This is a genomic window from Bacillus tequilensis KCTC 13622 (genome assembly GCF_000507145.1).
Taxonomy (GTDB): Bacteria; Bacillota; Bacilli; order Bacillales; family Bacillaceae; genus Bacillus; species Bacillus tequilensis.
This window is the reverse complement of record NZ_AYTO01000041.1, coordinates 1-15,982: the sequence shown is the minus strand read 5'-3', so window position 1 is coordinate 15,982 and position 15,982 is coordinate 1. Positions and strand designations below refer to the sequence as shown.

The following is a 15,982-nucleotide window of genomic DNA, read 5'->3' as shown; positions in this document are numbered from 1 at the left end:
ATGTTAGTTTTTGAAAGGGGTTTGTACGTTTGGCTAGAAAACAGCAATTTGATTACAACGAAGATGCCATACAGGTGCTCGAAGGCCTTGAGGCCGTCAGGAAAAGGCCGGGTATGTATATTGGTTCTACTGACGCGCGGGGCTTGCACCACTTGGTTTATGAAATCGTAGATAACTCTGTCGACGAGGTGCTCGCCGGCCATGGAGACCACATTATCGTCAAAATACATAAAGACAACAGTATTTCTGTACAGGATAGAGGCCGCGGAATGCCGACCGGAATGCATAAGCTCGGCAAACCAACCCCTGAAGTGATTTTAACGGTGCTTCATGCCGGAGGAAAGTTCGGCCAAGGCGGCTATAAGACGAGCGGAGGACTGCACGGAGTTGGTGCATCAGTCGTGAATGCTTTATCTGAATGGCTGACGGTGACCATTGAGCGGGACGGTTTCGTCTATCAGCAGCGATTTGAGAATGGAGGAAAACCGGTTACCTCTCTCGAAAAGATCGGCAAAACAAAAAAGACAGGAACGCTGACGCACTTTAAGCCAGATTCAACAATGTTCAGCACAACGACTTATAATTTTGAAACGCTTTCTGAGCGCTTAAGAGAATCTGCGTTTTTATTAAAAGGATTAAAAATCGAGCTGATTGACGAGCGCAATGACCAGCACGAGGTTTTTTGTTATGAGACCGGCATAGAAGCGTTTGTCGCTTACTTAAATGAGGAAAAGGACGCCTTGTCTGAAGTGGTTTCGTTTGAGGGAGAGCACCATTCAATCGAAGTGGATTTTGCGTTCCAGTTTAACGACGGCTATTCTGAAAACATTTTATCGTTTGTTAACAACGTCAGAACAAAAGACGGCGGAACTCATGAATCGGGTGCAAAAACAGCGATGACACGTGCTTTTAATGAATATGCGCGAAAAGTGGCTTTGCTGAAAGAAAAGGATAAAAACCTGGAAGGCACCGATATAAGGGAAGGTCTATCAGCCATTATTTCCGTCCGTATTCCTGAGGAGCTTCTTCAATTTGAAGGACAAACAAAAGGAAAGCTCGGGACCAGTGAAGCAAGATCAGCAGTCGACGCGATTGTTTCAGAGCAGCTTGCTTACTTTTTAGAGGAAAATCGAGATACCGCTACGCTGCTTGTTAAAAAAGCAATCAAAGCGAGCCAGGCGCGCGAAGCGGCACGGAAGGCCCGTGAAGAAGCAAGAAGCGGCAAAAAACGAAAAAAATCAGAAGCGACATTAAGCGGAAAGCTGACGCCTGCGGGTTCGAGAAACCCGGCAAAAAATGAATTGTATCTCGTTGAGGGCGATTCAGCAGGCGGGTCAGCCAAGCAGGGAAGAGACCGCAGATTCCAAGCGGTTCTGCCTTTACGCGGTAAGGTCATTAATACGGAAAAAGCTAAGCTTGCAGATATCTTTAAAAATGAAGAGATCAATACGATCATTCATGCGATCGGCGGCGGAGTCGGAGCGGATTTCTCAATCGATGACATCAACTATGACAAAATCATCATTATGACCGATGCCGATACAGACGGCGCTCACATTCAAGTGCTGCTTCTCACCTTTTTCTATCGCTATATGAAGCCGCTCATTGAGCACGGCAAGGTGTTCATTGCACTGCCTCCTTTATATAAGGTCAGCAAAGGGAGCGGGAAAAAGGAAATCATTGAGTACGCATGGTCTGACGAAGAGATGGCTGATGTCCTGAAAAAAGTCGGTAAAGGCTATACCATTCAGCGATATAAAGGTCTTGGAGAGATGAATGCAGACCAGCTGTGGGAAACGACGATGAATCCGGAGTCCCGTACGCTTGTCAGGGTCAAAATTGACGATGCGGCACGTGTAGAGAGACGTGTGACGACGTTAATGGGAGATAAAGTAGAGCCGCGCAGAAAGTGGATTGAGAAAAACGTCGCTTTCGGTTTAGATGAAGAAAGCAATATTTTAGAAAATGAAAACTTATCGGTCGCTGAGGAGGTTTAATGATTGTCACAGCCAGAATTATTTCATGATTTACCATTAGAAGAGGTGATAGGCGACCGTTTTGGACGCTATAGTAAATACATTATTCAAGACAGGGCGCTTCCTGATGCGAGAGACGGCTTAAAGCCGGTACAGCGCAGAATTTTGTATGCGATGCATACAGATGGAAATACGTTTGATAAAAACTTCAGAAAAGCAGCCAAAACGGTCGGTAACGTCATCGGTAACTATCATCCGCACGGTGACAGTTCGGTTTATGAAGCAATGGTGCGGATGAGCCAGGATTGGAAAGTGCGTAATGTGTTAATAGAAATGCATGGGAACAACGGAAGCATCGACGGAGATCCTCCGGCTGCCATGCGTTATACAGAAGCGAGGTTATCTCCGATCGCGTCTGAGCTTTTGCGGGACATTGATAAAAACACGGTTGAATTTGTGCCGAACTTTGACGATACGAGCAAAGAGCCTGTCGTGCTCCCAGCGATGTTTCCTAACCTATTGGTCAATGGATCGACCGGGATTTCAGCAGGATACGCGACCGACATTCCCCCTCATCATCTTGGAGAAGTCATTGATGCTGTCATTAAACGCATTCAAATGCCAACTTGCTCTGTTGATGAGCTGATGGAAGTCATTAAAGGGCCTGATTTTCCGACAGGTGGTATTATTCAGGGCGTTGACGGCATAAAAAAAGCTTACGAAACCGGAAAAGGAAAAATCATTATCCGCGGAAAAGCTGAAATTGAAGGAATCAGAGGCGGCCGTGAACAAATTGTCATTACGGAAATTCCATTTGAAGTCAACAAAGCCAACCTTGTGAAAAAAATGGATGAGTATCGCATTGATAAAAAGGTTGAAGGCATCTCAGAGGTTCGTGATGAAACGGACCGAACAGGGCTGAGAGTGGTTATTGAACTGAAAAAAGAAGCCGATGCCAAAGGCATTTTGAATTTCTTATATAAAAATACAGATTTGCAAGTGACCTATAACTTTAATATGGTGGCTATTCATAACCGCCGTCCGATGCTGATGAGCCTGCCGTCTATTTTGGATGCATATATCGGCCATCAAAAGGAAGTCGTCACAAACCGGTCTGTTTATGAGCTTCAAAAAGCAAAAGACAGACATCACATCGTAGAAGGTCTCATGAAAGCTCTGTCTATTTTGGATGATGTCATTGCAACAATCCGTTCTTCAAGCGATAAGCGTGACGCTAAAAACAATTTGACAGCGAAATATGACTTTACAGAGCCTCAGGCTGAAGCCATCGTGTCATTGCAGCTTTATCGTTTAACCAATACAGATATTACAGCGCTTAAGGAAGAGGCAGAAGAGCTTGGCAAAAAGATTGAAGAGCTCGAATCCATTCTGAGCAATGATTCAAAGCTGTTAAAAGTGATCATAAACAGCTTAAAAGCACTGAAAAAGAAATATGCAGACACGAGACGTTCCGTGATTGAAGAAAAAATTGAGGAAATTAAAATCAATCTCGAAGTCATGGTTGCGTCTGAGGATGTATATGTGACCGTTACGAAGGATGGTTACCTAAAACGGACGAGCCAGCGTTCATTTGCGGCTTCTAATGGTCAGGATTTCGGCATGAAAGATACGGATAGGATGCTGCATCAGTTTGAAATGAATACGACGGATGTGCTGCTGCTCTTTACAAACAAAGGAAGCTACATTTATTGTCCGGTTCACCAGCTGCCTGATATCAGATGGAAGGACATGGGACAGCATTTTTCAAACCTAATCACCATTGACCGTGATGAAACGATTGTAAAGGCGATACCGATAAAAGAATTTGATCCGTCGGCATATCTTTTGTTCTTTACGAAAAACGGAATGGTGAAAAAGACAGAGCTCACCCATTATAAAGCACAGCGTTATTCTAAAGCGCTTGTCGCATTAAATTTGAAGGGTGAAGACGAACTGATTGATGTACATGTAACAAATGGGGAAAGCCAGATCTTTATGGCTACTCATTTAGGATACGGCCTTTGGTTTGGAGAAGACGAAGTAAATGTAGTTGGCGCGCGTGCGGCAGGTGTCAAAGGGATTAACTTAAAAGAAGATGACTTTGTTGTCTCCGGAGAGATCCTTCAAGAATCTGATTCCATTGTATTGTTCACGCAGCGGGGAGCGGTAAAACGCATGAGTCTTTCCGAGTTTGAAAAGACATCCCGTGCAAAACGCGGTGCCGTGATGCTAAGGGAACTGAAGAAGAACCCTCACCGTGTCGTTGCGCTGTTCGCTTGCGGTCTTGAACAGCGGCTTATGGCGGAAACAGAAAAAGGCGACAGAAAAGAACTGCAGGCAAAAACTTTACGGACAAACGACAGATACAGCAATGGCTCTTTCTTTATTGATGAAGAGGAATCAGGCAAGGTCACAGCTGTCTGGCGCCTTCATACAGAACAATAAACAAAACCCGCTCATATCACGTGAGCGGGTTTTGTTTGTTTTTATCAGCTTTCATGGTTGGTGAAAAGATCTGTTACGGCATGAATAACTTCGATTCCTTGCCATACAAATAAATTCAGCGCCGTGAAAGAAAACAAGCCTAAAATCACCATTCTTAAGATAAACAACATGTTTAACAGCCTCCTCATATTTCGTTATATTATCAGGTGATGTTGAACATGAAGTTTGTCGAAATAAGACGATTGATAAAATTTGGCCAATATAAAGCTTTTTTTCCGCTGACGCCTGCGGGTGTATCCCGTACTTTTGTTTTCAGCGGTCAGAAGCAGAACAGCCATTGCCCAAAAAGCAGTCAGCGCAAATGCTCCTGTGATGGATTTCTTCTCATCATCAGCATTTTGGCCGGCTTTCATCTCATGCATTTCCTGCTGGTCGGCTACGGCTTTATAATGATGGCCGATATCAAAGGCGTGGGGAATGGAGAACAAATGAAAACTGGCAATTGCCAAAAATAAGATGGACGCTTTCAGTATCGTTACTTTTTTCAAATGATCTCCCCCTCCTTTAATATTACTGAATATTTTTATAATAATACCCTAACCCATCCTAAAAGTAAACTTGATTTTTTAAATTTAAAAATAAAATTTCACTTTGTTAAGTATATATCTTTTTTCTTATTATTGAAAGTGAAATTTCTTTTATTAGTGTATGTATACCCGTTATAAGAGGTGATGAAAAACACATTTAAGATGATATGTTTGATGTTTAAGGATTATTCCTTCATAGGAAAATAATAGAGAGGGGGAGGTAATGATTTGAACCTCAATCTAGGACAATCATCTTCACGAAAAAACTTCCTAATTCGACATATTGTGATATAATAATACTCGTTATGTTAAAAAATCTAACATCAAGATCGAATTCACAATGAATTGATGAAAACGGGAGGTAAATATGGAGGCTTTTTTCAATAGTTTGATTAATATTCCAAGTGATTTCATCTGGAAATACCTATTTTATATTTTAATAGGGCTTGGATTATTTTTCACCATACGTTTTGGTTTTATCCAATTCCGTTACTTTATTGAAATGTTTAGAATCGTAGGGGAGAAACCCGAGGGAAATAAAGGTGTTTCATCTATGCAGGCATTCTTTATTTCTGCCGCATCCCGAGTCGGTACAGGGAATTTGACTGGTGTCGCCTTAGCGATCGCGACAGGCGGACCAGGCGCTGTATTTTGGATGTGGGTCGTAGCTACTGTAGGCATGGCTTCCAGCTTTGTTGAGAGTACATTAGCGCAGCTTTATAAGGTGAGAGACGGGGAGGACTTCCGCGGAGGCCCGGCCTACTATATTCAAAAGGGTCTTGGAGTCAGATGGCTTGGCATCGTTTTTGCTGTCTTAATTACTGTCTCGTTCGGCTTAATTTTTAATGCTGTTCAAACAAATACAATTTCAGGCGCATTGGATGGCGCATTCCATGTGAATAAAACGGTTGTCGCCATTGTTCTGGCGGTTTTAACTGCGTTTATTATTTTTGGCGGTTTAAAACGTGTTGTCGCTGTTTCACAGTTAATTGTGCCGGTTATGGCAGGCATTTATATTCTTATCGCTTTATTTGTTGTTATCACCAATATTACAGCTTTCCCTGGCGTTATCGCTACAATTGTTAAAAATGCTTTAGGCTTTGAACAAGTTGTCGGCGGCGGAATAGGCGGCATCATCGTTATCGGTGCGCAGCGCGGGCTTTTCTCAAACGAAGCAGGAATGGGGAGCGCGCCAAACGCAGCTGCAACAGCTCATGTATCCCATCCGGCAAAGCAAGGATTTATTCAAACTTTAGGCGTATTTTTCGATACATTTATCGTATGTACGTCCACAGCATTTATTATTTTGCTATACAGTGTAACACCAAAAGGCGATGGCATCCAAGTAACACAGGCTGCTCTTAACCATCACATTGGAGGCTGGGCGCCGACTTTCATCGCAGTCGCAATGTTCTTGTTTGCTTTCAGTTCAGTAGTCGGAAACTATTATTATGGCGAGACAAACATTGAATTTATTAAAACAAGCAAAACATGGCTGAATATTTACCGTATCGCTGTTATTGCTATGGTTGTATATGGATCTTTATCAGGTTTCCAAATCGTTTGGGATATGGCGGATCTCTTTATGGGCATCATGGCACTGATTAACTTGATTGTGATTACGCTACTGTCAAACGTTGCTTATAAAGTATATAAAGATTACGCGAAACAGCGTAAACAAGGACTTGATCCTGTATTTAAGGCGAAAAACATCCCAGGGCTGAAAAATGCTGAAACATGGGAAGATGAGAAACAAGAAGCGTAATATCAATATAAAACAAAGCTGCATTCAGTTGTTGAATGCAGCTTTTTCATTGTTGGAAATAAATTTAATTTTTCGACTCGATTGAAAAATGACGTGTAAAGTCCCGGTTCAGTCCAGTTTTCTTTGTTCTATATGTGTCAGGTGTAACTAATTTAATAGAGAAAGAGCACATTGACAGGCTTTTACACCTTCTAAAAACAAGAAATTAGGTTGATAGACAATCAAGAGAAAGATTTTTACAATGAGTTCGTGCTCATAAGAAGTGGAGAGCCAAAATGATGAGAAGGAGGAAAAGATAGATATGAAACGGTCAATCTCTATTTTTATTACGTGTTTATTGATTGCGGTATTGACGATGGGCGGCTTGCAGGCTTCGCCGGCATCTGCAGCAGGAGCAAAAACGCCAGTAGCCAAGAATGGCCAGCTTAGCATAAAAGGGACACAGCTCGTAAACCGAGACGGTAAAGCGGTACAGCTGAAAGGAATCAGTTCACACGGATTGCAATGGTATGGCGATTTCGTCAATAAAGACAGCTTGAAATGGCTGAGAGACGATTGGGGCATCACCGTTTTCCGCGCGGCAATGTATACGGCAGACGGCGGTTATATTGACAACCCGTCTGTGAAAAACAAAGTGAAAGAAGCAGTTGAAACAGCAAAAGAACTTGGGATATATGTCATCATTGACTGGCATATTTTAAATGACGGCAATCCAAACCAAAATAAAGAGAAGGCGAAAGAATTTTTTAAGGAAATGTCAAGTCTTTACGGAAACACGCCAAACGTCATTTATGAAATTGCAAATGAACCAAACGGCGATGTGAACTGGAAGCGGGATATTAAACCGTATGCGGAAGAAGTGATTTCCGTTATCCGCAAAAATGATCCCGACAATCCCATCATTGTAGGTACCGGTACATGGAGCCAGGATGTGAATGATGCAGCCGATGATCAGCTAAAAGATGCAAATGTCATGTACGCGCTTCATTTTTATGCCGGCACACACGGCCAATCTTTACGGGATAAAGCAAACTATGCACTCAGTAAAGGAGCGCCTATTTTCGTGACGGAATGGGGAACAAGCAACGCGTCTGGAAATGGCGGTGTATTCCTTGACCAGTCGCGGGAATGGCTGAATTATCTCGACAGCAAGAAAATCAGCTGGGTGAACTGGAATCTTTCTGATAAGCAGGAATCATCCTCAGCATTAAAGCCGGGAGCATCTAAAACAGGCGGCTGGCCGCTGTCAGATTTAACTGCTTCAGGAACATTCGTAAGAGAAAACATTCTCGGCAACAAAGATTCAACGAAAGAACGCCCTGAAACGCCAGCACAAGATAATCCCGCACAGGAAAACGGCATTTCTGTACAATACAAAGCAGGGGATGGGGATGTGAACAGCAACCAAATCCGCCCTCAGCTTTCCATAAAAAATAACGGGAATACCAAGGTTGATTTAAAAGGTGTCACTGCCCGTTACTGGTATAACGCGAAAAACAAAGGACAAAACTTTGACTGTGACTACGCGCAGATTGGATGCGACAATCTGACCCACAAGTTTGTGACGCTGCATAAACCTAAGCAAGGCGCAGATACCTATCTGGAACTGGGGTTTAAAAAAGGAACGCTGTCACCGGGAGAAAGCACAGGGAATATTCAGCTTCGTCTTCACAACGATGACTGGAGCAATTATGCACAAAGCAGCGATTATTCCTTTTTCCAATCAAATACGTTTAAAACAACGAAAAAAATCACATTATATCATCAAGGAAAACTGATTTGGGGAACAGAGCCCAATTAGTTAAGCTTTAGGCGGGCATCAGCAATGATGTCCGTTTTCATATCTTATACAGCAAAACAAGGAGGTTTACGTAGTGGATGAAACACTGAAACAGTATATGATGTTGTTCAAGGAAATGAATAATGTGATAAATGGTCCGGATTATCCAGGTAAGGAAAAAGACATTCAACATCAAAAAGAACAGATCGACGCCTACGGAAAACAGCTGCAGCAAGGTTTTTCAACCGATTATGACTACGATGTATTTGCTGACTCGGTTATCAAATGTGCATATGGCGATATGACGCTGGAAGATTTAGAAGCCGTTTATTATGGATTGAAAACATCATTTTTTTAATGTAGACATGCAGCAGTAACATTTTAATTTCTGTCTCACTTACTTAAGTATACTTTAATGATGAGACAGAAATTCATTTATTTCTTTAACTTCCTAGAATATATATTATGTTAACTAGAATAATTGAGTTTAAGTTAACGTATCAATTTTCATCTTATCTACACTTTCACCCTTTTGTTTGTAATAGCAAAAAACCTTTACGTCCTCAATAAATAAATTTAATCGGTCATAAAGGTTTTTTCAGTTGGTTGTTCGTCTCACTCATTTCATTTTCTAACCAATCAAATATATACATATAGTTGAAATCTTCATCATTTTGTTCTATACAGTACGGCTAGCTCTTTGACATGTGTTTATCAGCAACCTCTAGGTTATGTCACTCGTTGCTGGTCTTCTTGATCAAGTCCACGCCATCATATGCCAGACTTTCCACACTTGTATCCTTCTGCAGGATGTAATGATCAAAAAAGTTCTTCGTATAGTCTGTAACAAGATTTCGCATCTCCATAGCATCCCGTTCGCCTCTGAGTTCCTCATTCACACTGGTAAACACGATGTCGCAGAAATCTAAATGCGCAACACGATCAACAGAGAAATAATAGGTTTCCATGCTATTGTTAGCGCCAATGATCGCGTTCATGTTATAGTTCGGTTCACAAAACAGCAGCAAAAAGGGTTTCTTAAGGTCGCTGTCCAGAAGGCCGAACGCACCGCTATCCAAGCCAATCCCGCAGGCGAACCGGTCGTCGTCCCGGCAAACAATCGCCGTCGTAGGCCCTCCATAAGAATGTCCGACTATGCCCATGCCGATATCAAGCGACAATCTGCCCTTAAAAATGGAATTCAGCTCTCCGGAGTCCAGTTTGTAAAGATAATCGGCTATGTACCTTACATCTTCCGCCTGTAATTCACAATACTTTGTTAAATTTCCAATAATCGGCAGCGTAAGCACGTTACGGCATATCTCAATGGCAGTTTCATCGTCAGGACGCATCTCCATCTTACCAGACAATGCCAGCATCTCCGGATCTTCAGAAAACGCCAAAATGGCATCCGAAAAATCCTTTGATACATTAAACAGGCGACCATCTTTACGCTTATACATCGTGCTATTCTGATGGCCGATGCTTACTACACCATATCCTATGCTTGCCAAGTCTGTACAGATCACTGTGCCCCATTCTGGAGAACCGCCTCCGCCGCAAACATAGAATAACACCGGATAACGCTTTTCTTTCCCAGAGAGAGCAAGGTCGTCATAACATTGGGTCTTGATATCTATAGAGAAAACATCCTTCAACGCAGTGACAAGGGGCTGCTCATTAAACATCTCGTAGACTTCAGGAAACATGTACGTTGATGTATTCTTCCCTTCGCTGCTGTCGGACGGATAGTACACAAACGCCGTCAGTTCTCTTTTTGAGTGATCTGATGTCGTGTACTCAAAATCCATCTGGGTTCGCCCGACAGTATAGTCGCCAATTGGTTCTGGAAATGCGTCATAAGTTTTCATTCTCTTCTTCCCCCTTAATGAATAAAGTGGCGAATGTGAAATACATACATTGCGATATAAGCGCTGAATACTGTGAAACGATTACATCAAAGTACTTGCTAATCTTAACATTTGAATAGTCTATTATGTTTTTATTCTTTGAATTTTGGGGTCGGCTAGAAGTAGAACTAATAAGTTTAAACGAGCTATTTTTTTCGTTGTTCTTTTTATTTGTATGAGCGTATACATTGAGTAGCACTTCCCTTCTCTTTAAAATTTTGTATCATCCTTTATCCGTTGTTAAGAAGGCTTGCTAATTCAGCGCAATGATTGCTTCTTTTTTTCGCTGCAAAAATCTTAATAAAATCGTAGTTGATGTCACAAAACCTCCACTTGACCGAAATGTCGTCCTCCCCCCTGCTATCAACGCTATTAAATAAAATAATGCCCTCATCAATATTCTTCTTTCTATTTCTTCCAACCCTGTTGATCCCTAAATACAAATCAAGCTAAAAATAGTCCCTTTTCTTTAAAAGACCATTCATGTTTTTTAAAACGTCCCAATTTATTCCGTTAAGCATCATTCTTCTTTTTTACAGGAAAGAATCATTCCGTCTGAACCTTACGATATACATATAGTATCCGAATTTATGGTGAAGGGCGGAGGTTATGGTGAAAACGAGTATTATTGTTCTGACTTATAATCAATTAGCTTTAACAAAACAATGCTTGGAGAGCATATGGGAGCATACGAATAATGACTGTATAGAAGTAATTGTTATAGATAACGGCTCTCATGACGGTACACGTGACTACCTCAAACAGATATCTTCAATTAAAGCAATTTTTAACAAAACGAACGAAGGCTTCGCAAAAGCCTGCAATCAGGGACTTGAAGCTGCCTCAGGGGACAATATTCTTTTTTTAAACAATGATACTGTTGTAACACATCAATGGCTGGAGCCGATGATCAAGCTGCTTTATCAGGATGATAAAATCGGCATGGTCGGACCTGTAAGCAATTATGTCAGCGGTCCGCAGCAAGTTCCCGTTGACTACACAAACGTTGAGGGAATAGAAGATTTTTCCCGCCTTTACTGTTTGCAGCAGCGAGGCAAGTCAAAAGCTGTATTGAGGCTCGTAGGGTTTTGCCTGCTTGTCAAAAAGGAGGTATTGGACGAAGTCGGCGGTTTTGATGAACGTTTTGAAGGCGGTTCATTTGAAGATGATGATTTAAGCCTTCGTGTACTACAAGCCGGTTATCAGCTGAAAATTGCTCTGGATTCGTTTGTCCACCATCACGGTCATGCTACGTTTACAGGCAATCCAGATTTGAGCATCAGTCGATTATATGGAGAAAATCGACAACGCTTCATCGGAAAATGGAAGGTGGATGTAACAACATTCTTTGATTCTCAGCCTCAACTGACAGCATTTGTGCCCGTGGAAGCCGGCACTATCTTACATATCGGCTGCGGCGCGGGAGCTGCGGGGACAGAACTTTTGAACAGGCAAACTTGTACATTGTATGGAGTTGAGAATGATGAGTTGTTACAGACCATTGCAAGCGCATATTACGAACAAGTCATTTCGGCAGATGTGGAAACATCCGATCTCCCCTACCCTGATGCCTTTTTCGATGCAATTTTGATCGGAGACCTTTTAAACTGCTCGATGAATCCCAGACATACGATTGAGACTCTTGCCGTTTATTTAAAGCCTTCAGGCTCGCTGATTTGTAGCATCCCAAATACTGCCTATGCAGATTCATTTTTCTCTTTAATACTCTGTGCATCGACACACACATATTTCATCACACCTCACAACGTAAATATGTTATTTCCTGAATATCTTTATAACATAAAATCCATCACCTCCCATTCCAACGATACTGAATCACACATACAGCTCTTTTTACAAGAAATGCAATTTCTTGCCGGGCAATTTGGCTTGTCTTTGGATCACTTGTCAAAACATGCCCATATTGATTACATGTTTGTTCATGCCATAAAGAAAAAACAGAATGAAACGGAGGTGGCCATGTGATTTCAATCAGTTTATGTATGATTGTGAAAAATGAAGAAGCTGTTATTGGGCGATGCTTAGATTCTGTGCAAGGGATAGCTGATGAAATTAACATTGTGGATACCGGCTCGGATGACGAGACGAAAAACATCGTTGCTCGTTATACAGATCGAATTTTTGATTTTGCATGGATCGACGATTTTGCGGCAGCCCGAAATTTTTCGTTTCAGCAAGCAACAGCCGACTATATTTTATGGCTTGATGCCGACGACGTATTTACCGAGAAGGATCAAAAGCTGTTGCTACATTTAAAAAGAACGCTTGATCCACGTGTTGACGCGGTTTCAATGAAATATCATTTGGCATTTGATGAAGAAAACAACGTCACATCCAGCTTAAGAAGATACCGGCTCGTAAAACGGGAGAAGGGTTTTAAGTGGATCGGCTCTGTCCATGAATATTTAGAAGTGTACGGAAATCTTCACCATAGTGAAGCTGCGGTTTCTCACATGCCACTTAGTCATGACGCAGACCGAAATTTGCGGATTTATGAAAACATGGCCTCTTCGGGAAAGGATTTTTCGCCAAGAGATTTATTTTATTATGCGAACGAGTTGTGTGATCACGGGAAAATAGAAAAAGCAATTGAGTACTATTTACGTTTTTTGAAAACAAAACAGGGATGGATAGAAGATAACATTAGAGCGTGCAATAAATTAGCCGATTGTTATCATTCACTAGGGCTGAAGGAAAAAGAATTAAGCTGGGTGCTTCACACGCTCGTCTATGGGCCGCCTAGAGCCGAAACCTGCTGCAGGCTGGGATTCTCTTTTTTAGAAAAAAATGATTTTCAAGGTGCGGTCTATTGGTATGAAAAAGCAATGGAAAACAGAGGCACTGAAATCTTGGCTTTTCAAAACCGCGCATGCGCCACCTGGCTGCCCCACCTACAATTAGCCGTCTGCTATGATAAGCTTGGCGAGCATCAGCTTGCCTATCAGCATAATGAGTCGGCTTTACAATACCGTCCTCATGATTCAAGAATGCTATCAAACAAAAAATACTTTGAAGATATTCTGCAGAAGCAAGCTAGTTCGGGAGGTGAACAGCATGGAAATTAATAAACGGTCACAAGCTGAGTCTATGAAAGAGTATCAGCTAAAAGATAAAGCGTATTACAAAGGAGTCAACTGGAAACTGTTTGAACTGGTAGGGCCTCAGGCAAAAAACATTCTTGAAGTCGGATGTGCTGAAGGCTTGTTTGGAGCAGCTGTTAAGGAAAAAACGAATTGCTCATATTATGGGATCGAATCATATCCGCCAGCTGCCGAAAAAGCAGCTCATCACATTGACGAAGTAATAATGGGAGATATTGAAACACTGAAGCTGCCTTTTCAAATAAATACATTTGATCATATCATCTTCGGCGATGTATTGGAACATTTAAAAGACCCGTGGGCAGTTTTAGGTAACCTCAAGCCTTATGTGAAAGAGACAGGAAGCATTTTGGCAAGCATCCCGCATATCGGGCATATCTCAATTTTCGAAAGTCTGCTGTCCGGCAAATGGACGTATACACAGGCAGGGTTGCTCGACAAAACACACCTCCGTTTTTTTACCCTGCACGAAATAAAAAAGATGTTTCGTGAAACAGGTTACAAGATCAGTCAAATTGAGCCCATTCCCTTTACAACTGATTATTATGAAAAAATGATCAGTAAACTGACTCATGTCAGGGCATGCATGGGTATCCACTATGCAGATTTTGAGGAGGAAGTCAGAGCCTATCAATATGTTATAAAGGCAGAAAAAAGATGAATCAGCATGCAGATGAAAATTCAATTAGTTTTATTTCATGTGTGAATGACGATACCCTTTATGATCTCTGTCTAAGACATATACACACTCTCTCAGTACCGCCGCATATGAAGGTAGAATTAATTAATATCCGAGACGCAGGCAGTATGGCCTCCGGTTACCAGGCGGCAATGGAGGACTCAGACTCAAAATATAAAGTGTATTTACATCAGGACACATTTATCATCAATCGCTCCTTTATTTATGATATCCTCCATGTCTTTCAGCAGAATGATGGTCTGGGCATGATAGGTGTCATAGGAGCTGAAGAAATGCCGCAAAGCGGGATTTGGTGGGAGGCTTCTAAAAAAGTCGGAAAAGTCATTGAATACCGCAATACGTACAGCTATTTGTTATTTGATGAAATTGATGAAACTGTCAAAACAGTTCAAGCATTAGACGGTTTATTGCTGGCTACTCAGTACGATATTCCGTGGCGAAAAGAAATTTTTGACGGCTGGCATTTGTATGACATTTCTCAATGCTATGAGTTCAGAAAAAAAGGATATGCTGTCGGCATTCCTCATCAGCAAGTGCCATGGGTCTTACATGCATGCGGTAATGAATTTGATTCAGACCAGTATTCTTATTACCTAGAGAAATTTTCCCATGAATATTTTAAAACTTGATAAATCTTTCATTGGGCACAACAAGAAACCTACTTTATAAAAAGTAGGTTTCTATTTTGATATGCTTGGGATTTAAGATCAAATAAATAGTGAACTGAATACGTACTTAGTATTTAAGGGAATCTAATAGCGTTTATATCCAAATTCAGTGCGCTGCTGCTGCTCACATTACTTACTGCTGTAAAGATTATCCTAATCTCATAAGAAGTCGTACCTGTGACTGTTGCAGTATCTACATATGTTGAAGCAATTGGAAATCTTGACGTAATTGCAGCATTAATATTTCTTTGGATGGAGCGTGTATCTACCAATACTCCGTTTCTATAAATTCTGGTTTGGAAAGTAAAGTTCGAGTTAGCTGTCGTTGTCACATCCACAGAAATGGCAAAATCTAATTTTATTAATTGGCCAGCGACTGTTGGCACACTTACAGTCCCAATTGACGTTTCAGTACCGTTAATAGCAACAGAAACTGGGCCAGCTACCTCATTGAAAAACAGCTGCGGATTTGCCCCGGTTGAACCGGTTGGTCCTGTGGCTCCTGTTGGCCCAGTTACACCAGTGACGCCAGTGGCTCCAGTTACGCCAGTAGCTCCAGTTACTCCTGTTGGCCCGGTTGGTCCAGTTACACCAGTTACTCCAGTTACTCCTGTTGGCCCGGTTGGTCCAGTTACACCAGTTGGTCCTGTTTCTCCGGTGGCCCCAGTTACTCCGGTTGCGCCAGTATCTCCGGTTGGTCCTGTTACTCCAGTGGCCCCAGTTACTCCGGTTGGTCCAGTTACACCAGTTGGTCCTGTTTCTCCGGTAGCGCCAGTAGCACCAGTAGCTCCAGTTACACCAGTATCGCCAGTTACTCCGGTTGGTCCAGTTACACCAGTGACCCCAGTTACTCCGGTTGGTCCAGTTACACCAGTTGGTCCTGTTTCTCCGGTGGCCCCAGTTACTCCAGTGGCCCCAGTTACTCCGGTTGGTCCAGTTACACCAGTTGGTCCAGTTACTCCGGTAGCGCCAGTGGCTCCAGTTGGACCAGTTGGTCCTGTTACTCCAGTGGCCCCAGTTACTCCGGTT

Annotated in this window: 12 protein-coding genes and 1 pseudogene; 9 read left to right on the top strand and 4 right to left on the bottom strand. The window is 42.1% G+C overall.

The genetic code is table 11. From position 1 onward, the window contains the following. Positions 1-29: 29 nt before the first annotated feature. A complete protein-coding gene (gene parE, locus V756_RS0118095) occupies positions 30-1,997 on the top strand; it encodes a DNA topoisomerase IV subunit B (RefSeq protein ID WP_024715909.1) in 1,968 nt (655 codons plus the stop codon). Between the two features lie 3 nt (positions 1,998-2,000). Further along, positions 2,001-4,421: a DNA topoisomerase IV subunit A gene (parC, locus tag V756_RS0118090; protein ID WP_024715908.1), complete on the top strand. Its 2,421-nt coding sequence runs from the start codon at positions 2,001-2,003 to the stop codon at positions 4,419-4,421. A 44-nt stretch (positions 4,422-4,465) separates the two neighbouring features. Here the strand turns inward: parC and V756_RS1000000124605 are convergent, their stop codons facing one another. Continuing rightward, a complete protein-coding gene (locus tag V756_RS1000000124605) occupies positions 4,466-4,591 on the bottom strand; it encodes a hypothetical protein (protein WP_003231548.1) in 126 nt (41 codons plus the stop codon). A 24-nt stretch (positions 4,592-4,615) separates the two neighbouring features. Further along, positions 4,616-4,969, bottom strand: coding sequence for a hypothetical protein (locus V756_RS0118080; RefSeq protein ID WP_024715907.1), 354 nt, complete (start codon positions 4,967-4,969; stop codon positions 4,616-4,618). Between the two features lie 406 nt (positions 4,970-5,375). On the opposite strand from V756_RS0118080, the gene V756_RS0118075 reads away from it, so the two are divergent. From V756_RS0118075 to V756_RS0118065, 3 genes are all read left to right on the top strand, one after another. Beyond that, positions 5,376-6,773, top strand: coding sequence for an alanine/glycine:cation symporter family protein (locus V756_RS0118075; RefSeq protein WP_024715906.1), 1,398 nt, complete (start codon positions 5,376-5,378; stop codon positions 6,771-6,773). Between the two features lie 301 nt (positions 6,774-7,074). Next, positions 7,075-8,574 carry a cellulase family glycosylhydrolase gene (locus V756_RS0118070; protein WP_024715905.1) on the top strand — a complete coding sequence of 500 codons (1,500 nt, stop codon included), beginning with the start codon at positions 7,075-7,077 and terminating at the stop codon, positions 8,572-8,574. Between the two features lie 73 nt (positions 8,575-8,647). Beyond that, positions 8,648-8,911, top strand: coding sequence for a YnfE family protein (locus V756_RS0118065; RefSeq protein ID WP_024715904.1), 264 nt, complete (start codon positions 8,648-8,650; stop codon positions 8,909-8,911). A gap of 376 nt (positions 8,912-9,287) precedes the next feature. On the opposite strand, the gene V756_RS0118060 is transcribed toward V756_RS0118065, so the two are convergent. Then, a complete protein-coding gene (locus V756_RS0118060) occupies positions 9,288-10,424 on the bottom strand; it encodes an alpha/beta hydrolase (RefSeq protein WP_024715903.1) in 1,137 nt (378 codons plus the stop codon). A gap of 648 nt (positions 10,425-11,072) precedes the next feature. On the opposite strand from V756_RS0118060, the gene V756_RS0118050 reads away from it, so the two are divergent. From V756_RS0118050 to V756_RS0118035, 4 genes are read left to right on the top strand one after another with little or no spacing between them, the layout of a single operon-like run. Then, positions 11,073-12,449, top strand: coding sequence for a glycosyltransferase (locus tag V756_RS0118050; RefSeq protein ID WP_032682156.1), 1,377 nt, complete (start codon positions 11,073-11,075; stop codon positions 12,447-12,449). After that, positions 12,446-13,549, top strand: coding sequence for a glycosyltransferase (locus tag V756_RS0118045; RefSeq protein WP_024715900.1), 1,104 nt, complete (start codon positions 12,446-12,448; stop codon positions 13,547-13,549). The genes V756_RS0118050 and V756_RS0118045 overlap by 4 nt, the downstream gene beginning before the upstream one ends. Then, positions 13,539-14,246: a class I SAM-dependent methyltransferase gene (locus V756_RS0118040; protein ID WP_024715899.1), complete on the top strand. Its 708-nt coding sequence runs from the start codon at positions 13,539-13,541 to the stop codon at positions 14,244-14,246. The genes V756_RS0118045 and V756_RS0118040 overlap by 11 nt, the downstream gene beginning before the upstream one ends. Further along, positions 14,243-14,914 carry a glycosyltransferase family protein gene (locus V756_RS0118035; protein ID WP_024715898.1) on the top strand — a complete coding sequence of 224 codons (672 nt, stop codon included), beginning with the start codon at positions 14,243-14,245 and terminating at the stop codon, positions 14,912-14,914. The genes V756_RS0118040 and V756_RS0118035 overlap by 4 nt, the downstream gene beginning before the upstream one ends. A gap of 113 nt (positions 14,915-15,027) precedes the next feature. On the opposite strand, the pseudogene V756_RS0118030 reads toward V756_RS0118035, so the two are convergent. Continuing rightward, positions 15,028-15,982 (bottom strand): annotated as a pseudogene (locus V756_RS0118030) (collagen-like triple helix repeat-containing protein); the annotation flags it as partial.